Genomic DNA, 19762 nt, shown 5'->3' on the forward strand with positions numbered 1-19762 from the left:
GCGGGATGAATTACGATCGCTACTACACCTGCGATCTGGTCAACGGCGAGGGCGTGCGCGTCACGCTCTTCGTCACCGGCTGCGCGCACGCCTGCGACGGCTGCCACAACCGCTCGACCTGGGATCGCAAGAGCGGGCGGCCCTTCACGCCGGAGGCGAGGGAAGAACTGCTGAGCCGTTGCGCAGGCCATGACGGCCTCAGCCTGTCCGGCGGCGACCCGCTGCTGCCGGCCAACCGAGGCGAGATTCTGACTTTGTGCCGGATGTTCAAGCAGCGCTACCCGGACAAGAACATCTGGCTATGGACCGGCTATGACTACGAAGAGGTCCGGGAACTGGAGATTCTGCACTTCGTCGACGTGCTGATAGACGGCCGCTACCGCCAGGACCTGCCAACCAGCAAGCCCTGGCGGGGATCGGACAATCAGCGCCTGCTCAGGCTCTGCGACGGATCACGGGCAGCTGTTGCTGCCCGTGACGCAACTGACGTAATTGCTTTGATAGCCCACGTCGCTGCGGTCTCGCCCGTAGAGCGCGATCTCCTTGAAGTCGCTGGCGGAGAGCGTCAGCCCTGACAAATCGAAGCTTGCGCTGCCGGCGCTGCCGAGCTTGCCGCCCAGGTCGATGTGCACCGGACTGTTGCAACTGCCCGCATTGCAGAACGAAGCGTCATGAGGAACGATGGCATTGCTCCCGGTCCACGAGAAGCTCAAGACGCTGCCCAGCGGGCTGGCATAATTGACCAGCGCGCTTTGGCTCGCGCTATCCAGCGTCAGCCAAGGCAGGGTGGCCAGCTGGGCCGATTGCGGCGGCACGCCGTCGATGCGGGTGATGACGCTGGTGATCAGGCTGGCGAAGGCATTGTCGGAATAGAGATCTATCTTTACTTGCCGTCCGCGCTGGAAGAATGCGGAAATCAGGGCGTCGCCCGAAGCCAGGTTGCCGTTGTTGAAGCTGTCCAGCCCCAGCCAGGTGCTGCCGCAGTTGCTGCCCTGGATCGTGAGCCAGGACTGGCTGGCGCAGCCCGCGTTGCTGAGCGTCGCGATGGGGGCGCTATCCCAGCCGGTGCCGGCGGCATTGCGCTGATATACCTTCGCCGATTGCACCGCATTGCTTACGCCGTTGGCGGCGGTGTGGATTTCGAATGAGATCGCGCGGTAGTAAGACGGCTGGGGGCTGCTCACATTGGCGCGCAGCGTGCGCTGCACGTTGGCGTTGACATGGATTTCATAGGGCGTCGCCTGGCCCAGCAGTTTCCACGCGGCGCTGCCGCTTCTCAGCACCACCGCCATTTCCGCGCCTTCCTGTATGGCGCTGCCGTTGAGCACGTCAAAACCGACCGTGCAGAGCTTATCGCTTCCGGAAAAGTCGCAGTCGCGCAGCGTGGGATTGGCGACGCTGCCGCCAAGCAAACCACCCTGGGACAGAAAGCTGCAAATCTGCGCGGCGAAATTGCCGGCATTCAAAGTCTGTTGATTGATGGATAGCGTGAATTGGGCATCCAGCATGCTGGCGTTGTTGCCGAGCACCGCGGCGCATGCGCTGACCGTGCCGCTGCCCGCCGCGGAGTTCAGCGCGGCAAAAATCTGGCTGATGCTGGTCAGATCGAGCCCCAGGCCGCTGATCAACGCGCTGTCTCCAAGGCTGCCCGTTTGGGCGCCGCTGCTATCGACGTAGAAATTGCCGCTGCCGACGCGGCCTTCCAGTTGCACGAAAGTGTGGCCATTGTTGACGCCGGTGCTGGCGGCGATCACATCCAGCATCTTATCCATGCCGGTGCGGTCGGCATTGAAAGCGGTAGTGGTGAAGTCGGCGCTGCCGCTCAGCCCCACCGCGGCCAACACCTGGGTCAGCGCGGTTTGCAGAGTTTGTTGGCTGCCGCTCAGCGCGCTGGACGATGGCGCGCCGGACGTCATGATGTTGGAGGCGTCGCTGCCATTGGCCAGCGTGACCTGCGCAGTAGTCAGCGAGGTGACGTTTGCGACGCCGCCTCCTTGAGCGACGGCGTAATGGCAGGTGTAGACGGCATTGACCAGCCCGCAAGCCTGCAGGCGGTAGGGGGCCGTCAGCCCGCTCAGGCTCAGATTGCTGTAACTGCCGTCGCTATTGATGCTGGCGCTGACAGTCTGGCCGTTGCTTCCCATGATGGTCAGCGTGGCGTTCTGCATTGGCGCGCCGACTGCGACCGTGCCGGATAGCGTGCTGGAGCCAGTGCTTGCGCCTCCGCCCCCACCGCATGAAACCAATGCGATGCAGCAGGCAAGCCCAAGAAACGCGCGATGAATTCTCATTCCTTTACCCCCACAGTTCATCCTGCCGTGCTCCCAGATTAGTCAATCGGCAAGCGCGCATGGGTATTTCTTCATCGACTCCGCCGGGAGCCCGGAGATTGGGATGAGCTTGCGTGACGCCGCATGGCGCGTGGAAGTTTGTTGCTATTTCTTGCGACGCCAGGCCCCCGCATGAAATACATTTATCATGAATGGATGACCTGACAATAACTAGAGCTGGAGAAGAGGCATGGCTTGGAGCAAGGAGCAGAAACAAACGGTGTTCGCCTGCTATCTGGGCTGGACGCTGGACGCGTTCGACTTTTTCCTGATGGTGTTTGTGTTGAAGGATGTCGCCAAGGAATTCGGCGCCGACATCGAGGCGGTCAGCTGGGCAATCATGCTGACGCTGGCGGCGCGTCCTATCGGCGCGCTGATATTCGGCCGGCTGGCCGACCGTTTCGGCCGCAGACCGGTATTGATGGCCAATATCGCGCTGTATTCGATACTGGGATTCTCATCGGCCTTCGCGCCCAACCTGATGGCGCTGCTGGTGCTGCGCACCTTGTTCGGCGTGGCGATGGGCGGAGAGTGGGGCGTGGGCTCTTCGCTGACCATGGAAAGCATACCCAAGGAGTCGCGCGGCTTCGTCTCCGGCCTGCTGCAGGCGGGCTACCCCAGCGGCTACTTGCTGGCGACGCTGGCATTCGGGCAACTGTTCGAGCACATAGGCTGGCGCGGCATGTTCATGCTCAGCCTGCTGCCGGCGCTGCTGACGCTGTACATCCGCCGCAACGTGCCGGAAAGCCCCAGCTGGGAAGCTTCGCGCCATCACGAAAAGCCCGGCTTGCTGCAGGCGATATCGGCGCAATGGCGGCTGTCGCTGTACGCCATCGTCTTGATGACCTGCTTCAATTTCTTCTCGCACGGCACCCAGGACATGTATCCAACCTTCTTGCGCGTGCAGCATAAGTTCGATCCGCATACCGTGCAGATGATCGCCATCTGCCTCAATGTCGGCGCCATCGTCGGCGGCTTGGCCATCGGCAGCCTGTCCGAGAAAATCGGCCGGCGCAACGCGATCACGCTGGCCGCGCTGTTCGCGCTGCCGGTATTGCCGCTATGGGCTTTCACCAGCACGCCGTTGCTGCTGGCCATCGGCGCGTTCCTGATGCAGATATCGGTCCAGGGCGCATGGGGCGTGATTCCGGCCCACTTGAACGAAATATCGCCGGCGGCGGTGCGCGCCACCTTTCCCGGCCTGGTCTACCAGCTGGGCAATCTGTTCGCGTCGGTCAACAGCCCCTTGCAAGCCCATATGGCCAAGACCAACGGCGGCGACTACGGCCTGGCCATGGCCATCGTCGCCGGCCTCGTCGCGCTGGCGATCGCGATCCTGATCCGTTTCAGCCATGAGCGGCGCGGCGAGACGATGACCTCGCACTAGCAAGACAAACGGCGGCCTGCCGGCCGCCGCGCATGAGTAGGCGCGGTGGGTCAGCCGCCGCGCGGCTTGCCGTCCTGGCCGAACAGGATGGCGCGCGAGGCGTCGGTGACCGAGGGCGCCGTATTGATGGTTTCCGCCAGCGCGTAGGCCCGCTGTACGGCGGGCCGTTCGGCGATGCGGTCGAACCAGCGCTTGAGAGACGGGAAATCGTCCAGATCCTGCTGCTGGCGCTGATGCGGCACGATCCACGGATAGCAGGCCATGTCGGCGATCGAGTATTCGCCGGCAATGAACTCGCGTCCATCGGACAAATGCGTGTCCAGCACGCGATAGAGGCGAGCGGTTTCGCGCACGTAACGGTCTATCGCATATGGCAGCTTCTCCGGCGCGTACTGGGAAAAATGGTGGTTCTGGCCCGCCATCGGCCCCAGGCCGCCCATCTGCCAGAACAGCCACTGCAATGTCTCGTTGCGGCCGCGCAAATCTTGCGGAATGAAGCGCCCGGTCTTGTCGGCCAGGTACAGCAGGATGGCGCCGGACTCGAATAGGCTGATCGGTTCGCCGCCGCCCTGCGGCGCGTGATCCACGATGGCGGGAATGCGGTTGTTGGGCGCGATCCGCAGGAAATCCGGCTTGAATTGATCCCCGATGGAAATGTTGACCGGCTCGACACGGTAGGGCAGGCCGGCTTCTTCAAGGAAGATCGTGATCTTGTGGCCGTTGGGCGTGGTCCAGTAATAGAGGTCTATCATCGTTCGCTTCCTGGCTTGGGAATGGAAGGGATGACATGGGGGCATGTCGGCGTTTTGCAAAGAGAGGAGCCTCGGGCTTGCAGGTCGTCCGGCTGCCGCTGACACGGTATGATTGCGCCAGGCTCCATCAAGCAAGATCATTCAATGCGCAACAAGCAAGACGACCATTCCCGCTTCCTCAGCCTGGTGCTGCGGCACCAGCCGGAAACCATAGGATTGAAACTGGATGCCCAAGGCTGGGCCGATATTGCCGAGCTGCTGGCTCGGCTTGCCTCCAAAGGACGACGGCTGAGCCGCAGAGAGCTGGAGGATATTGTCCGCGACAGCGACAAGCAACGCTTTGCCATCAGCGAGGATGGCCTGCGCATACGCGCCAATCAGGGCCACTCGATCAAAATAGATTTGGGACTCGCGGCCAGCGAACCGCCTGGCTTGCTTTACCACGGCACCGCCACCCGTTTTCTGGACGCCATCCTGGCGGAAGGATTGAGGCCCGGACAGCGCCAGCACGTCCACCTGTCCGCCGACTGGGAAACCGCGCGCAAGGTGGGCGCCCGCCACGGCAAGCCGGTGGTGCTGAACATCGATGCCCGCGCAATGCGGGAGGCGGGCTTGACGCTTTATCTCTCCGACAACGGCGTCTGGCTTGCCGAAGCAGTGCCGGCCGTTTTTATTTCGACGCCGAAGACAGAATAAGGCCTGAACATGTGCGTCAATTTCACCCCGCCCAGCCACGGCCAGCTGCGCGAATGGTTCGGCTGCGATCCGGGCGAATGGCAATGGCAGGACGAAGCCTGGCAAGACTATCTGGCGCCCATCCTGACCCGCGACGGGTTGCGAATGGCCAGCTACGGCTTCATCCCCAAGCGCCATCAGCCTGAAGGCATGCGGCTGAGCACCATGAACGCGCGCGCTGAAACCATAGGCCAGCTGCGCAGCTACCGCGACGCCTGGCGCAACTGCCAGCAGTGCCTGGTGCCGATGCGGGCCTTCTACGAACCCTGCTATGAGAGCGGGAGGGCGGTGCGCACCAAGATCGGCATGGCCGATGGCGCGCCGTTCGCAGTGGCCGGCCTGTGGCGTGAATGGCGCGAGACGGACGGCTCGATCAGCCTGGCCTTCACTCAGATCACCATCAATGCCGACGGCCACGGAGTGATGGGCCGAATGCACCGGCCAGGCGACGAGAAGCGCTCGCTGGTCATCATCCCCTCGGCGCTGCATCAAGAGTGGCTGCATTGCCGCAATCCCGAGCAGGCGCGGGCTTTTCTGCAGCTGTTTTCCGCGGAGGCGATGCGCGCGGAAGGCGAAATCCCGAATCCGCCCCAGCAAGGGTCGCTATTCGACTGAGCCAAAGAAAAAGCCCGCTGAACGCGGGCTTTTTCTGGGAAACGACTGCCGGCTTATTGCTGCTCGGCGTGGTAGCGCGTCACCAGATCCACTTCTTCCTTGGAACCCAGGAACACCGCCACGCGCTCGTGCAGCTTGGTCGGCTGAATGTCCATGATGCGCTGATGGCCGTTGGTGGCGACGCCGCCGGCCTGCTCGATGATGAAGGCCATCGGATTGCCTTCGTACATCAGGCGCAGTTTGCCGGCCTTGGACGGATCGCGCGCGTCCTTCGGATACATGAAGATGCCGCCGCGGGTGATGATGCGATGCACCTCCGCCACCATCGACGCCACCCAACGCATATTGAAATCGCGGCCGCGCGGACCGGTCTTGCCGGCCAGCATCTCGTCCACGTAGCGGCGCACCGGCGCCTCCCAGTGGCGCATATTGGACATGTTGATCGCGAATTCGGCGGTGCGCTCCGGCACTTTCATGTCCGGATGGGTCAGCACGAAGGAACCGTGCTCGCGATCCAGCGTGAAGCCGTGCACGCCGCTGCCGAAGGTCAGCACCAGCATGGTTTGCGGGCCGTAGACGGTATAGCCGGCGGCCACCTGGTGGGTGCCGGGCTGCAGGAAGTCCGCCTCGGTCGGCTGCGTCACGCCTTCGGGGCTGCGCAGGATGGAGAAAATGGTGCCGACCGAGATATTGACGTCGATATTGGACGAGCCATCCAGCGGATCGAACATCAGCAGGTATTCGCCCTTCGGGTATTCGCCCGGGATGTGGTAGGGCAGCTCCATCTCTTCCGACGCCATGGCGGCCAGGCTGCCGCCCCATTCATTGGCGTCCAACAGGAAGTCGTTGGCGATCACGTCCAGCTTCTTTTGCGCCTCGCCCTGCACGTTGCCGGTGCCGGCCTCGCCCAGCACGTCGGCCAGCGCGCCCTTGTTCACCGAATAGCTGATGGCCTTGCAGGCGCGGCCCACGGTTTCGATCAGCAGACGCAGTTCCGGCGGCAGCGTGCCCGCCTTGCGCTGTTGTTCGATCAGAAAACGGGAGAGGGTGATGCGGCTCATGACGTTCCTTAGGATGGGTAGGTGCGCGAATGATAATGCCGTCGGATTGGCGGCACAACGCGGCATTATAGCGAATAAGCCGGCAGGCGGGGCGGCCGGCGGCTATCAAGAAAATGATAGTTATACGTAGGAGAATGCCATGCCGGTCCGCGCCTTTATCCTTGCCTTGCTGCTGCTCAGCTTGTCCGCTTGGTCGGCTCAAGCGCCGGCGATCACCATTTACACCGAAGAATGGCCGCCCATCACCTTCCAGCATAACGGGATCGCCGACGGCATGGCAGTAGAAGTGGTGCGAAGCATTCAGGCCCGAATCCACGACAACAGTCCGATCGATGTCGTGCCCTGGGCGCGCGGCTACAAGGAACTGCTGACCAATCCCGGCGTGATGCTGTTCACTGTCGGCCGCAGCGAGGCGCGGGAAAAACAGATGACCTTGCTGGGGCCGATCGCCGTGTCGCAAACCGTGCTGTTGGCGCGCAAGGGCGAGGCAGCCAAGCTGCTGGCGCTGGGCGCCGGCATCTACCAGCGTCCGGTGGGCGCTTATCGCGGCAGCATCTTCGCCGATGCGGCCTCCGCCGCCGGTTTCGTGGAGGTGGACCTGGCGCCGACGCCCCAACTGACCGCGCAAAAGATGCTGATGGGCCGTTACGACATGTGGGTGGAGGGCGGCTTCGTGGTCTCCTCGGTGTTGAAGGACATCCATCAACCAGCCGATTCGGTGGAGGTGGTGCGCGTGCTGGAGTCGCTGGAACTCTACCTCGCCTTTTCCCGCGGCACGCCGGCCGAAGAGGTCAAACGCTGGCAGGACGGTTTCGCGGCCATCAAGAAAGACGGCACCTACAAGCGCACTTATAACAAGTGGCTGCCGCGGGACGTCGCGCCGATGGAAGTGAAGCTGATCGGCCTGCCTCCCGGGCCGGCGCGCTAACCGGCGCCGCGCTCCGACGCGCGCGCCTTCTGGCTCGCGGCGCGCCGCAATGCCGGCCACTCCGCCAGCCGGATGTTTTCCGGCACGCCGCGCCGCTTGGCCACGCCCACCCGCTGCGAGCGGTAGATGCCCGAGTGTCCCGAGCACAAATAACTGACCACGCAGGCCAACCCGGCGTAAACGCCGATTTCCGGCCCGAACAGCTCCATCGCCATCACCGTGGAGGCCAGCGGCGTATTCGCCGCGCCCGCGAACACCGCGACGAAGCCCATGCCCGCCAGCAAGGGAAAGGGCAAATGCAGCCACGGCGCCAGCGCGTTGCCCAGCGTCGCGCCGATATAGAACAGCGGCGTGACCTCCCCGCCCTTGAATCCCGACCCCAGCGTCGCCACGGTGAAGCCCAGCTTGCCGATGAAGTCATAGGCAGGCAGCGGCTGCTGGAAGGCGGACACGATGGTGGGGATGCCCAGGCCCAGATAGGCCTGCGCGTCCATCTGCGAGGCTGCGATCGCGACCGCGCCGCCGCCGATCAGCGGCCGCAGCGGCGCGAAAGCGATAAAGCGCTTGAAACCGCCGGCCAAACCATGAACGGACTCGGCGAACAGCTTGCCGACCAGGCCAAAGGCAATGCCCGCCAGCACCGCCGCGCTCAATCCCCAGGCGCTTGGCGCGGGGATGAAGGGAATCCGGTAGTAGGTGTGATGCACGCCCCAGAACAGTCCCACCTGATCGCCGAGGATGGCCGCCGCCAAGCAGGGCAGAATCGCGTCGTAGCGCAGGCGCCCGATGGCAAGCACTTCCAGACCGAAGATCGCGCCGGCGAGCGGCGTGCCGAATACCGAGGCGAAGCCGGCGCTGATCCCGGCCATCAGCAGAATGCGCCTATCCTCCCGCCGCAGGGGCAGCCATTTGTGGACCTGGTCGGCCAGCGCGCCGCCCATCTGCACCGCGGTGCCTTCCCGGCCAGCCGAGCCGCCGCACAAATGAGTGGCGACGGTGCCGATCAGCACCAGCGGCGCCATCCGCAACGGGATGGTTTTTTTCGGATCGTGAATCTCGTCGATCAACAGATTATTGCCGGCCTCCACCTCGCGCCCCAGCCGCCAGTAGGCCAAGCCGACCATGAAACCGGCCAGCGGCAGCAGCCAGATCAGCCAGGGGTGGCTCAGGCGGGTTTGCGTGGCCCAATCCAGCGAAAACAGAAACAGAGCGGAAGCGCTGCCGGTCAGCGCGGCGACCAGCGCGGACAACAGCAGCCATTTCCCGATATGGGGCAGGGCGGAAAATCTTTCCGAAAGAAGAGGGTGTTTCATGGGCGTCCAATGCGTTGTGATGGCAATCGTCTGGACGGGCATGCTTTGAGGCGCAGGCCTACAGCTTCCCGGTCCAGGAATACTGTAGGCATCATCAGCCTCTTTGCGAGGCGGTTACGGGAGGCATGCCATCTCCGCTTGCGCCGATTGTACTGGCCGAAACGATGCAGAGGCAAGCCCGGGCTCAGCGCGGCGAAGTTCCGACTTTGTCCGCTTCGCTTTCCAGCCAGCGGCAGAAGGTCGCCACGGCGGCATCTTCCGCCGACATGCGCGGCGCCACCCAGCAATAGTCGCGCACCGTCACCACCGGCGCCGGCAGCGGAGACACCAGCCGGCCCGCGTCTATCAGCGCCTGCGCCATCGGCATGGGCCCCAACACCACGCCCAACCCGTCTATCGCAGCTTGCAGCGCCAGCGAGAACTTGTCGAAATGCATGCTGCTGGCCGGTTTCAGCTCCGGGACGCCGGCCAGCGTCAGCCAACGCGGCCAGGCGGTGGGGCGAGTGTCCGCGTGCAGCAGCGTATGGGTGATGAGGTCGTCCGGGCGATTCAGCGGCAGCTTGTCCAGCAGCGCCGGACTGCACAGCGGCAGCTCCCACTCCTTCAGGAATGGCTTGGCGATGTAGCCCGGCCAATCGCCGGGGCCGCGGCGGATGGCGATGTCGAACGGCGAATCCAGCCGGCTCAGATCGCGGTCCGAAGTGGCCAGATGCAGCTCCAGATCAGGAAAACGCTCGCGAAAACGCTCCAACCTTGGCAGCAGCCAATAGGCGGCGAAAGTGGGCGTGGAGTTGATGGAGAGCCGCCGCTGGCGGTTGGGCTGCAGCAACTGGGCAGTGGCGTTGGCGATCAGATCCAGGCCGTCCTGCACCTGCACCAGATAGCGCCAGCCGGCGTCGGTCAGCCTGACGCGTCCGCCGCTGCGCTCGAACAGCGGCACGCCCAGCCAATCTTCCAGCTGCTTAATCTGTTTGCTCACAGCGCCATGGGTGACGAAGAGTTCGCCGGCGGCGGCGGAAAAGCTTTCCAGCCTTGCCGCAGCCTCGAAAATGCGCAATGAATTAAGAGGGGGGTAGGTGCTCATGTTGTGATTTTATCTCACAATCCATGTTGCGATTACTCGTTTGTATGCAAGCGCCGAACAGCGTAATCTTCAGTCACTACAAAGTGCATATTCCGGCGCGATGAGCCGGGAGCGATGCAGACCCTGCAAGTGGAGACTGGCGGCAAACCGCCAGGCCTGCGACAACCTTAAGCCAAGAAGGTCTCGAGTCATGTTAGAAGCTTACCGTCAGCACGTAGCCGAGCGCGCCGCGCTGGGCATTCCGCCCCTGCCGCTGTCCGCCAAGCAGGTTGAAGAACTGGTCGAACTGCTGAAGAACCCGCCCAAGGGCGAGGAAACCATGCTGGTCGACCTGATCACCCACCGCGTGCCGCCGGGCGTGGACGATGCCGCCAAGGTCAAGGCCTCCTTCCTGGCCGCCGTCGCCGAAGGCAGCGTGAAGTCGCCGCTGGTTTCGCGCGAACTGGCCACCGAGCTCTTGGGCACCATGCTGGGCGGCTACAACATCAAGCCGCTGGTCGACCTGCTGGACGACGCTTCCGTCGCCAAGATCGCCGCCGCCGGCCTGAAGAAAACCCTGCTGATGTTCGACTCCTTCCATGATGTGAAGGAGAAGATGGACAAGGGCAACGCCGTCGCCAAGGAAGTGGTCGAGTCCTGGGCCAACGCCGAGTGGTTCACCAGCCGCCCGGAAGTGGCGCAGAAAATCACCGTCACCGTGTTCAAGGTGCCGGGCGAGACCAATACCGACGATCTGTCGCCGGCTCCGGACGCCTGGAGCCGCCCGGACATCCCGCTGCACTACCTGGCGATGCTGAAGAATACCCGCGCCGACGCGGCCTTCAAACCGGAAGAAGACGGCAAGCGCGGCCCGATGCAGTTCATCGATGATCTGAAGAAGAAGGGCCATCTGGTCGCCTACGTCGGCGACGTGGTCGGCACCGGCTCCTCGCGCAAATCCGCCACCAACTCGGTGGTGTGGGCCACCGGCCAGGACATCCCCTACGTGCCGAACAAGCGCTTCGGCGGCGTGACCCTGGGCGGCAAGATCGCGCCCATCTTCTTCAACACCCAGGAAGACTCCGGCTCGCTGCCGATCGAAGTGGATGTGTCCAAGCTGGAAATGGGCGACGTGATCGACGTCTACCCGTACGCCGGCAAGATCGAGAAGAACGGCGCTGTCGTCTCCGAATTCAAGCTGAAGTCCGAAGTGATCCTGGACGAGGTGCGCGCCGGCGGCCGCATCAACCTGATCATCGGCCGCGGCCTGACCTCGAAAGCGCGCGAAGCGCTGGGCCTGCCGGCCTCCACCGTGTTCCGCCTGCCGAAGGCTCCGGTCGATTCCGGCAAGGGCTTTAGCTTGGGCCAGAAAATGGTCGGCCGCGCCTGTGGCCTGCCGGAAGGCAAGGGCGTGCGCCCGGGCACCTACTGCGAACCGAAGATGACCACCGTCGGCTCGCAGGACACCACCGGCCCGATGACCCGCGACGAGCTGAAGGATCTGGCCTGCCTGGGCTTCTCCGCCGACCTGGTGATGCAGTCGTTCTGCCACACCGCCGCTTATCCCAAGCCGGTGGACGTGAAGATGCACAAGGAACTACCGGCCTTCATCTCCACCCGCGGCGGCGTATCGCTGCGTCCGGGCGACGGCGTGATCCACAGCTGGCTGAACCGTCTGCTGCTGCCGGATACCGTCGGCACCGGCGGCGACAGCCACACCCGCTTCCCAATCGGCATCTCCTTCCCGGCAGGTTCCGGCCTGGTGGCCTTTGCCGCCGCTACCGGCGTGATGCCGCTGGACATGCCGGAGTCGGTGCTGGTGCGCTTCAAGGGCAAGCTGCAGCCGGGCGTGACCCTGCGCGATCTGGTCAACGCTATTCCGCTGTACGCGATCAAGCAAGGCCTGCTGACCGTGGCCAAAGCCGGCAAGAAGAACATTTTCTCCGGCCGCATCCTGGAAATCGAAGGCCTGCCGGATCTGAAGGTCGAGCAGGCGTTCGAGCTGACCGACGCCTCCGCCGAACGCTCCGCCGCCGGCTGCACCGTGCACCTGAACAAAGAGCCGATCGTCGAATACATGCGTTCCAACATCACGCTGATGAAGACCATGATCGCCGACGGCTATCAAGACGCGCGCACGCTGGAGCGCCGCATCAAGTCGATGGAAGAGTGGATCGCCAACGGCCAGCTGCTGAAGGGCGATGCCGACGCCGAATACGCCGCGGTGATCGACATCGACCTGGCCGATGTGAAAGAACCTATCGTCGCCTGCCCGAACGACCCGGACGACGTGAAATTCATGTCCGAAGTGGCCGGCACCAAGATCGACGAAGTGTTCATCGGTTCGTGCATGACCAATATCGGCCACTTCCGCGCCGCGTCCAAACTGCTGGAAGGCAAGGCCGACATCCCGGTCAAGCTGTGGGTCGCTCCTCCGACCAAGATGGACGCCAAGCAGCTGACCGAAGAAGGCCACTACGGCGTGCTGGGCCGCGCCGGCGCCCGCATGGAAATGCCGGGCTGCTCGCTGTGCATGGGCAACCAGGCTCAGGTGCGCGAAGGCGCGACGGTGATGTCCACCTCCACCCGCAACTTCCCGAACCGTCTGGGCAAGAACTCCAACGTGTTCCTGGGCTCGGCGGAACTGGCCGCGATCTGCTCCAAGCTGGGCAAGATCCCGACCGTTGAGGAGTACCAAGCTAATATCGGCATCATCAACGAGAAGAGCGCGGAAGTTTACCAGTACCTGAACTTCGACCAGATCGCCGAATATCAGGAGCTGGCCGCCAGCAAGGCCTGATAGCCGAATCGATTGCCTTGGTGATAGCGCCGTTCGCCCGTGAGGGCGGGCGGCGTTTTTTTACGGGAACTTGGCTGGGGATTCTGCGGACCAACCCGTCCGTCGCAATGCGTCAAGAAAACGAAGCCAATATGGAAGTCACAAGCGCGCCGTATCAGGATCTGCCGCCGGCCTTGCGCCGGGAGATCAACGCCATGCTGCATCTGGCCTATCAATGCGAGGGCGAGCCCGATCCGGACGAAACGCTGCACCGGCCGGCGCTGGAAGCCCGCGCGTTCTGGCTTGCGGACAATGGCCGGCTTGCCGCCTACGCGTCGGTATTTGGCAAAACCATCATTCATCAGGCGGCGGAATTCTCGCTGGGCACCCTCAGCTGCGTCGCCACCCTGCCGGAAATGCGCGGCCGCGGCCTGGGCGAGCGCGTGGTGGCCGCCGCTTCAGATTGGCTCAGAGCCTGTGGCCGCTACGACATCGCCGCGTTCTCCTGCGATGCGAAGCTGTTGCCGTTTTACCGGCGGTCGGCGGAATGGGAGGCTGCCGACGTCGTGCTGATTGCCAACAACGAAGAAAACGCCTTGCGCAGCGACGCACTGGGCAAGGTCGTGGTGCTGGAATTGCTGTCGGAGCGGGCGAGGGCGGCGGAAGCGTCGTTCCGCGGCGCGGCGGTCAATCTGGATTTGCCGCCGGGGGAGTTTATCTGAGCATCAGCGCGGCGCTTTGCGGCGCGACGCCTTGGCGGGCAACTGCATGCCCAGCTCCAGCTCGAACAGGCTGCCGGTGCGGCCGGTTTGCGACTGGCAGGCGATCATCAGCGCGCGGTTGATCGCCTCTTTCTTGCTGACGCCCCACCACTCGATCATCTTGTCCAAAGACTTCTGCGCGTCCCGGCTCAGCTCCACGGTCACCGACAACTCCTGCAACCGGTTTCGGCGCAGCTCACGGCTGCGGCGCTTGCGTTCGGCCACCGTCATCGCCCGTTCGCCCAGCGGTTTGCGGCCCGGTTTTTTGGCCACCCCGCCTATCAGGTCGAAGGTGTAGTGATCGCAAGGGTCTTTCATTGATGAGTGACAGGTCACGGCAAAATAAACGAGGGGGCGCAAGAATACCATAAACAGGGCATTTGCGCAGAAAGCCGAAACGACTGGGCAATAAAAAAAGCCCCGCATGCGGGGCTTTTTGCAAATCGGATCCGGCAAGGCTCAGTTCACCGGGCAGCTGTTGGCTGCGCGGTAGTCCACCACCTTGATCTTGCCGGCGATGATGTCCTTGCGCGCGGCGACGATCTTCTTTTCCATTTCCGGCGTGATCAGCGCGCGGTTGTACTGGTCCAGCGCCCAGTCCACGCCGTTTTCCTTCAGGCCCATCAGTTTGGTGCTGGGTTTCCACTTGCCGTCTTTGGCGTCGCGCATGGTTTCGTACACGGCGTTGTCCACGCGCTTGACCATGGAGGTCAGCACGGTGCCAGGCTGCATGTAGTTCTGGTTGCTGTCCACGCCGATGTAGTACTTGCCGGAGGCCTTGGCGGCTTGGATCACGCCCACGTTCGACAGCGCCGCGGCGGCGAAGATCACGTCTGCGCCGCGGTCGAACTGGCTCTTGGCCAGCTCATTGCCGCGCGACGGATCGTTGAAGGCGGTGTGGGTGGTGCCCAGCATGTTCTGCAGCACAACGGCCTTCGGGTTCACGTAGCGCGCGCCTTGCGCGTAGCCGCAGCCGAAGGCGCGGATCAGCGGCACGTCCATGCCACCCAGGTAGCCCACCTTGCCGGTCTTGGATTTCAGCGCGGCGGCCATGCCCACCAGGAAGGAGCCTTCCTGTTCCTTGAAGGCGATGCTCTGCACGTTGGCGCCCTTGGCCACCGAGTCCACCAGGGTGAACTTGGTGTTCGGGAATTCCTTGGCCACCGTCTCGATCGATTGGGTGTAGGCGAAGCCCACGGCCACTACCAGGTCGGCGCCTTTGCGCGCCATATTGCGCAGCACTTGCTCCTTCTGCGCGTCGTTGCTGGGCTGACCTTCGCGGTAATTGATCTTGAACTCTTTCTTGAAGCGTTCGGCGCCGGTATAGGCCGCTTCATTGAAGCTCTTGTCGAACTTGCCAGCCTGGTCGTACACCACGGCCACGTTGAAGTCCTTGGCCAGCGCGGGGCCGGCGAGCAGGGCGGCGGCTACGGCGCATCCTGCGGTCTTGATCGCAAACGTCATTTTCATCAGCTTTTCTAGTAGTAGTTTTCGAGATGGCTTGCCCGCGAGTCTTTCGCGGGCGCTTCAACGAGGGGACATGCCGTGCCGGGGAGAGGGAGGCCTCGCGCGGCAGGATGCGACGAGGCGGGCGCCGCACCGTCTTACGACCGCGCATGCAACCCGCCCATTGAAGCGGCGAAATTCTACCCAGCGCCACCCCTCGTGTAAACCAATATAGACGAAACGCGCGCAAAAACCGCCGGATCAGCCTTTCGGCATTCGCCCCGCGCGCGCCGCGATGCGGATCGCCCCGCGCGCGCCGCGATGCGGATCGCATCGCGGCCGCTATTCCTCGCTGATGCTTTCATGCGCGCCGGCGTCGCCGCGCTTCCAGTAGCCCGCCACCCGCATTCTGTCCTTGGACAGGCCGCGCTGCTTCAGTTGCTGGTGGATGGGACGCATCTCGCCGCTTTCGCCCGCCGCCCAGACGAAGCCGGCGCCAGAGGGCAGGTCGCGCCCGTCCAGCGCTTGTTCAAGGCCCTCGCTCCGGCTCCGGTAGCGCCAGACGACTTCCACGCCTGCCGGCGCGGCCAGCTCGAAACGGCAATCCGGGCTATCCGCCAGGATCAGCGCCAAGCCTCGCGCATCGTCCGGCAATTCCTCCAGCCTGCGGGCAATGGCCGGCAGCGCGGACTCGTCGCCCAGCAGCCAGTGCCAGTCGAAACCGGAGGGGATGACGCGCGAACCGCGCGGACCGCCGATGCCCAGCTTGTCGCCAGGCTTGGCGCTCAAGGCCCAGTCGGCGGCGATGCCGCCGGCGTGGACGACGAAGTCGATATCCAGCTCTCCGGCAGCCGCGTCGTAGCGGCGCGGGGTGTAGTCGCGCATCGGCGGCTTGGGCTTGTCGGCCGGGAAGCGGATGCCGCCGTCTTCGGAAATGGCGGGCAAGGTCGGCTGCTCGGCGCCGGGCTCGGGGAAGAACAGCTTCACATGGTCGTCGAAAGACGCGGAGATGAAGCCGTCCAGCTCATCGCCAACCAGGGTGATGCGCAGCATGGAAGGCGACAGCCGCGATACGCGCGCCACCTGCAACAGGCGGAAGCGCAGCGGATGGCGCAGGCGTTGGATCTCAAGTTCGGTATTCATAAGATTTCCTCAGGATTTTTCCGCGCCGGCGATTTCGGCGACGGCGCGTTGCAAGATGGCCGCAATGCGGCGCTGTTCGTCAGGCTCCGCCTGGTCTCGTAGCAGCAACGCGTGCTTCAGCGCACGCCTGGCCTCGATCAGCTCGCGGGTCCAGCCGGCTACGCCGTCCTCGCCGATTTCCTCGCCGGCGTAGGCGCGCCGCGCCAGCTCCATCTTGCGGCCGATATGGGTCAGCTTGGCCAGCGTCAGCTCCACGTGTTCGCGATGGAGAGCCAGCCGTTCCCGGCCGGCCTCCGCGATGGCGTAGCACTTCCGCTTGCCGTGGCTGGCGGCGGTAACCTGGCCCGCTTCCTCCATCCGGGTGAGGGCGGGATACGCCACGCCCGGGCTGGGGCTGTAATAGCCGTTGGAGCGGGAGGCCAGCTCCTTGATCAGTTCGTAGCCATGACAGGAGCGCTCATTGATCAGCGCCAGCAACAGCAGCTGGAGATCGTCGGAACCGAACTTGCGTCCGCGGGCCAGCGCGCCGTCATCGCCGCCGCGACGGTGCGATCCGCGCATCGCCCGCAGCATGCGGCGAATCGGATGTCGGTATGGATTACATGGCATGGCTGGCCCTCTTCACTGGGTAATATGTCTTACGATATATATCGTAAGATACAAAGTCAAGCGGAAGAGTTGATTCGCCGCGCAGCTTAAATCCGAACGCCGTTTCCATGACAAAAATCAATAAAATACATTTGAATATTGAAATTGAATAATGGCATCGGTTATCGTTGGCAGTTGTTTACAAATTCCGTGAGCGAAACATGGCCAGAACCCTTTCCTTGAAACGGCGGCTGTTGCTGCAGACCGTCAGCGCGATCGTCCTGGTCTGCGTGCTGGGCGCCTTGTTGATGAACGCCCTGCGTCAGCAGATGATGGATGACCGGCACGATCAGGTGCGCACCCAGGTGGAAAACGCCGCCAGCCTGGTGGCGATGCATGAGGAGCAGGCCGCCGCCGGACTGGTGCCGGAGGCGGAGGCGCAGAAAATGGCCCTGCAGGAGCTGGCGAGGCTGCGCTTTGACGGCGACGAGTACTTCTTCACGCTGGACCGCAATTTGAAGTGGCTGTCCCACGGCATGAATCCCAAGCTGGTCGGCAAAGACATGCATAGCGTCAAGGACGGCGCCGGCGCCAATATCGGCGCGCTGTTCGAACAAACCATGCGCAGCGGCGGCGGCAAGGGCTTTGTCAACTACGTATGGGACAAGCCGGGCGCCAGCTCGCCCCAGCCCAAGCTCGCCTATTTCCAAAGCACGCCGCGCTGGGGCTGGGTCGTGGGCACCGGCCTCTACCTAGACGACATCAACGCCACGTTGACGCGGCAGCTGCTGAGCGTGGGCGCGCAGGTGCTGCTGTTCATGGCGGTAAGCCTGTCGCTTGGCTGGTGGGTGTATCGCAGCGTGATGCGGGAATTGGGCACGGAGCCGTCCGAAGCCGCCGACATCGTGCGCGAGATCGCCGCCGGCAAGCTTGACCGGGAAATACTGGTGGGCGCCGGTCATCAGGACAGCCTGCTGGCCCATATCCGGGAAATGCAGGGGCAGCTTCGCCAGTTGGTGGGCGACATCATGCGCGACGCCGAAGAGCTGGGCCGTCTGAACGCCGACGTGGTGGACGGCGCGCGCATGGTGGCCGGCAACTCCCAGGGGCAGAGCGAAGGCGCCGCGGCGATGGCGGCCTCGGTGGAGCAGCTGACCGTCAGCATCAACCATATCGCCCAGCACGCGTCCGACGCCCGCGCGGTATCGCAGGACTCCGGCCACCTGTCCGAAGCCGGCAGCCAGGTGATCGCGCGCGCGGTGGAGGAAATGCAAGGCATCAGCGCCACCGTGGACCTGACCGAGGCCGCCATTTCCGAGCTGGCCAGCAAGACCTCCACCATCTCCAACATCATGCAGGTAATCAAGGACATCGCCGATCAGACCAATCTGCTGGCGCTGAACGCCGCGATCGAGGCGGCGCGCGCCGGCGAAACCGGCCGCGGCTTCGCGGTGGTGGCTGACGAGGTGCGCAAATTGTCGGAGCGCACGGCCAAGGCCACCGAGCAGACGGCGGACATGATCGCGGAGATCCAGGCCAGCTCCGACCTGTCGCGCAGGAATATGAGCGATACGGTGGCCAAGGTGAAAACCGGCCTGGAGCTGGCGGAGCAGGGCGGCGAGCTGATCCAGCAGATCCGCGGCAGCGCCAGCCAGGTGGTGCAGGTGGTCAACGACATCTCGCACGCGCTGCAAGAGCAGGGCACCGCCAGCCAGGACATCGCCCGCCACGTCGAACAGATCGCGCAGGTGGCGTCCGGCAACGCGGTCGCCGCTACCCAGGCGTCGGAAAGCATACAGCGGATAGACGAAGTGACCGGCAACCTCAGGCTATCGGTCGCGCAATTCCAGGTGTGACGCTCAGGGCCTGGCCAGCGAGTAACGCGCGGGGTCGGCAGCCCGCGCGCGCTGGCGGTAGAAACGGTCCAGCTCGGCGCGGTAGCGCTGAGCGGATTCGGCAGACAGCCAGCGGTCCTGCGCCTGTCGGTAGGCAGGATCGGCAACGATTTCGCTAAGCAGCTGGTCTATCTTCATCACGGCCATCCTGCCCCAGCGGGTGCGCGGGCAGGCGATGCCCACCGGAATCAGCGCCGCGCCAGCGATAGGCAGGCTGGTCAGCGGGTGCTCCCGGCTCTGTTCATCCCGGTATTTGAAGTTGGGTTCGTAATCCAGCGTGTAGTCGGCGCGCCCCAATTCCAGCAGTTTGAACAAGCCGTCGTTGGACGGGAGATTGGGAATCTCCCTGACGTTCGATCCGCCCTTGCGCTCCGCCAGCAGGCGGTCGATTTCAGCGGTGTAGCTTCTACCGGCGGCGGTGATGCCGCGCAGCCCGGGCTTGCGGATCAGCTTGTCCAGCACCGCATCTCCCGCCTCGTTCAGCGGCGCTTGCGCCGCCGCCTCCTTGCGGATCACCAGCCGCAGCGGCAACTGCATGTGGGTCAGCGTGAAAAAGGCGTACTTCTCCCGCTCCGGCGTCGGAATCAGGTTCATCCTGCATAACTGGCTGCCGCGCTGAAGCTCCAGCGTGCTGCGCGCGGTGCTCATCACCATGAAACTATGCTCGGCCTCCGGCCAGCGCGCGATGATCAGCTTGAGATAAATGTCGTTCTGGCCGGTGGTGGGCTTCCCGTCGCGAATGATGAAGTTCGGCGCCCAGTCGGACAGCACCCAGGTGATCTGGTAGGGCTCGCCCGCCTGGGCCGCGGCGGCGGCAAGCGCCAATAGGGCGAAACGAGCCAGATTGCGCCACGAGATGGCGGGCGGGAACACGAGCATCGACACTCCACGCGGCGTCCAGGCCGCTGAATTCATTCTAGACCGTCGATTTTCAGCAACCAATTCCTCGGCGGACGGTCTGTTCCT

17 protein-coding genes and 1 riboswitch are annotated in these 19762 nt (G+C 63.8%); of the genes, 8 read left to right on the forward strand and 9 right to left on the reverse strand.

All coding sequences use genetic code 11. The features are described 5' to 3' along the window. Positions 1-5 precede the first annotated feature (5 nt). Entirely contained in the window at positions 6-575 is a 570-nt protein-coding gene (nrdG, locus tag ACX17K_RS01895) for an anaerobic ribonucleoside-triphosphate reductase activating protein (protein ID WP_493773450.1), read from the forward strand. 1945 nt (positions 576-2520) lie between these two features. Further along, positions 2521-3717: an MFS transporter gene (locus ACX17K_RS01900; protein ID WP_493773451.1), complete on the forward strand. Its 1197-nt coding sequence runs from the start codon at positions 2521-2523 to the stop codon at positions 3715-3717. Between the two features lie 50 nt (positions 3718-3767). Here the strand turns inward: ACX17K_RS01900 and ACX17K_RS01905 are convergent, their stop codons facing one another. Then, complete coding sequence (locus ACX17K_RS01905; RefSeq protein ID WP_493773452.1) at positions 3768-4469, reverse strand: glutathione binding-like protein; 702 nt, start codon at positions 4467-4469, stop codon at positions 3768-3770. 144 nt (positions 4470-4613) lie between these two features. Between ACX17K_RS01905 and ACX17K_RS01910 the strand changes: the two genes are divergently transcribed. Then, positions 4614-5165 carry an RNA 2'-phosphotransferase gene (locus tag ACX17K_RS01910; RefSeq protein ID WP_493773453.1) on the forward strand — a complete coding sequence of 184 codons (552 nt, stop codon included), beginning with the start codon at positions 4614-4616 and terminating at the stop codon, positions 5163-5165. A gap of 9 nt (positions 5166-5174) precedes the next feature. Beyond that, positions 5175-5819: an SOS response-associated peptidase gene (locus ACX17K_RS01915; protein ID WP_493773454.1), complete on the forward strand. Its 645-nt coding sequence runs from the start codon at positions 5175-5177 to the stop codon at positions 5817-5819. Between the two features lie 53 nt (positions 5820-5872). Here the strand turns inward: ACX17K_RS01915 and ACX17K_RS01920 are convergent, their stop codons facing one another. Then, positions 5873-6880: a class 1 fructose-bisphosphatase gene (locus ACX17K_RS01920; protein WP_231155245.1), complete on the reverse strand. Its 1008-nt coding sequence runs from the start codon at positions 6878-6880 to the stop codon at positions 5873-5875. Positions 6881-7019: 139 nt separating this feature from the next. Between ACX17K_RS01920 and ACX17K_RS01925 the strand changes: the two genes are divergently transcribed. After that, complete coding sequence (locus ACX17K_RS01925; RefSeq protein WP_493773455.1) at positions 7020-7808, forward strand: substrate-binding periplasmic protein; 789 nt, start codon at positions 7020-7022, stop codon at positions 7806-7808. On the opposite strand, the gene ACX17K_RS01930 is transcribed toward ACX17K_RS01925, so the two are convergent. After that, positions 7805-9121 (reverse strand): voltage-gated chloride channel family protein, encoded by a 1317-nt coding sequence (locus tag ACX17K_RS01930; RefSeq protein WP_493773456.1) that lies wholly within the window; start codon positions 9119-9121, stop codon positions 7805-7807. The genes ACX17K_RS01925 and ACX17K_RS01930 overlap by 4 nt on opposite strands. Before the next feature lie 78 nt (positions 9122-9199). Beyond that, a riboswitch (Fluoride riboswitch) is annotated at positions 9200-9266 on the reverse strand. A 39-nt stretch (positions 9267-9305) separates the two neighbouring features. Further along, positions 9306-10205, reverse strand: coding sequence for a transcriptional regulator GcvA (gene gcvA, locus ACX17K_RS01935; RefSeq protein WP_493773457.1), 900 nt, complete (start codon positions 10203-10205; stop codon positions 9306-9308). A gap of 190 nt (positions 10206-10395) precedes the next feature. Between gcvA and acnB the strand changes: the two genes are divergently transcribed. Continuing rightward, positions 10396-12984 (forward strand): bifunctional aconitate hydratase 2/2-methylisocitrate dehydratase, encoded by a 2589-nt coding sequence (gene acnB, locus ACX17K_RS01940; RefSeq protein WP_493773458.1) that lies wholly within the window; start codon positions 10396-10398, stop codon positions 12982-12984. A gap of 20 nt (positions 12985-13004) precedes the next feature. Next, positions 13005-13685 carry a GNAT family N-acetyltransferase gene (locus ACX17K_RS01945; RefSeq protein WP_493773459.1) on the forward strand — a complete coding sequence of 227 codons (681 nt, stop codon included), beginning with the start codon at positions 13005-13007 and terminating at the stop codon, positions 13683-13685. 3 nt (positions 13686-13688) lie between these two features. Here ACX17K_RS01945 and ACX17K_RS01950 read toward each other — a convergent pair whose 3' ends face one another. The 4 genes from ACX17K_RS01950 to ACX17K_RS01965 form a co-directional block, all read right to left on the reverse strand. Then, on the reverse strand, positions 13689-14042 hold the full coding sequence (locus tag ACX17K_RS01950; RefSeq protein ID WP_347372004.1) for a hypothetical protein: 354 nt from the start codon (positions 14040-14042) through the stop codon (positions 13689-13691). 141 nt (positions 14043-14183) lie between these two features. Then, positions 14184-15194, reverse strand: a complete 1011-nt coding sequence (locus ACX17K_RS01955) for a BMP family lipoprotein (protein WP_343478837.1) — start codon at positions 15192-15194, stop codon at positions 14184-14186. A 318-nt stretch (positions 15195-15512) separates the two neighbouring features. Then, on the reverse strand, positions 15513-16313 hold the full coding sequence (locus ACX17K_RS01960) for a siderophore-interacting protein (RefSeq protein ID WP_493773460.1): 801 nt from the start codon (positions 16311-16313) through the stop codon (positions 15513-15515). Positions 16314-16322: 9 nt separating this feature from the next. Beyond that, a complete protein-coding gene (locus tag ACX17K_RS01965) occupies positions 16323-16922 on the reverse strand; it encodes a PadR family transcriptional regulator (protein ID WP_493773461.1) in 600 nt (199 codons plus the stop codon). A 200-nt stretch (positions 16923-17122) separates the two neighbouring features. On the opposite strand from ACX17K_RS01965, the gene ACX17K_RS01970 reads away from it, so the two are divergent. Next, a complete protein-coding gene (locus tag ACX17K_RS01970) occupies positions 17123-18757 on the forward strand; it encodes a methyl-accepting chemotaxis protein (RefSeq protein ID WP_493773462.1) in 1635 nt (544 codons plus the stop codon). A gap of 3 nt (positions 18758-18760) precedes the next feature. Here the strand turns inward: ACX17K_RS01970 and ACX17K_RS01975 are convergent, their stop codons facing one another. Beyond that, positions 18761-19675, reverse strand: coding sequence for a TIGR02285 family protein (locus ACX17K_RS01975; protein WP_493773463.1), 915 nt, complete (start codon positions 19673-19675; stop codon positions 18761-18763). Positions 19676-19762: the final 87 nt, after the last annotated feature.

It is taken from the genome of Chromobacterium sp. INPA-IVC (genome assembly GCF_059047085.1).

Bases quoted from the DNA above. Each gene is read 5' to 3' on its own strand.
- ACX17K_RS01975 (WP_493773463.1), bottom strand. From the start codon at position 19,675: ATGCTCGTGTTCCCGCCCGCCATCTCGTGGCGCAATCTGGCTCGTTTC.
- ACX17K_RS01900 (WP_493773451.1), top strand. From the start codon at position 2,521: ATGGCTTGGAGCAAGGAGCAGAAACAAACGGTGTTCGCCTGCTATCTG.
- ACX17K_RS01915 (WP_493773454.1), top strand. From the start codon at position 5,175: ATGTGCGTCAATTTCACCCCGCCCAGCCACGGCCAGCTGCGCGAATGG.
- ACX17K_RS01920 (WP_231155245.1), bottom strand. From the start codon at position 6,880: ATGAGCCGCATCACCCTCTCCCGTTTTCTGATCGAACAACAGCGCAAG.
- ACX17K_RS01950 (WP_347372004.1), bottom strand. From the start codon at position 14,042: ATGAAAGACCCTTGCGATCACTACACCTTCGACCTGATAGGCGGGGTG.
- ACX17K_RS01960 (WP_493773460.1), bottom strand. From the start codon at position 16,313: ATGAATACCGAACTTGAGATCCAACGCCTGCGCCATCCGCTGCGCTTC.
- ACX17K_RS01930 (WP_493773456.1), bottom strand. From the start codon at position 9,121: ATGAAACACCCTCTTCTTTCGGAAAGATTTTCCGCCCTGCCCCATATC.
- ACX17K_RS01905 (WP_493773452.1), bottom strand. From the start codon at position 4,469: ATGATAGACCTCTATTACTGGACCACGCCCAACGGCCACAAGATCACG.
- nrdG (WP_493773450.1), top strand. From the start codon at position 6: ATGAATTACGATCGCTACTACACCTGCGATCTGGTCAACGGCGAGGGC.
- gcvA (WP_493773457.1), bottom strand. From the start codon at position 10,205: ATGAGCACCTACCCCCCTCTTAATTCATTGCGCATTTTCGAGGCTGCG.
- ACX17K_RS01970 (WP_493773462.1), top strand. From the start codon at position 17,123: ATGGCCAGAACCCTTTCCTTGAAACGGCGGCTGTTGCTGCAGACCGTC.
- ACX17K_RS01955 (WP_343478837.1), bottom strand. From the start codon at position 15,194: ATGAAAATGACGTTTGCGATCAAGACCGCAGGATGCGCCGTAGCCGCC.
- ACX17K_RS01965 (WP_493773461.1), bottom strand. From the start codon at position 16,922: ATGCCATGTAATCCATACCGACATCCGATTCGCCGCATGCTGCGGGCG.
- ACX17K_RS01910 (WP_493773453.1), top strand. From the start codon at position 4,614: ATGCGCAACAAGCAAGACGACCATTCCCGCTTCCTCAGCCTGGTGCTG.
- acnB (WP_493773458.1), top strand. From the start codon at position 10,396: ATGTTAGAAGCTTACCGTCAGCACGTAGCCGAGCGCGCCGCGCTGGGC.
- ACX17K_RS01925 (WP_493773455.1), top strand. From the start codon at position 7,020: ATGCCGGTCCGCGCCTTTATCCTTGCCTTGCTGCTGCTCAGCTTGTCC.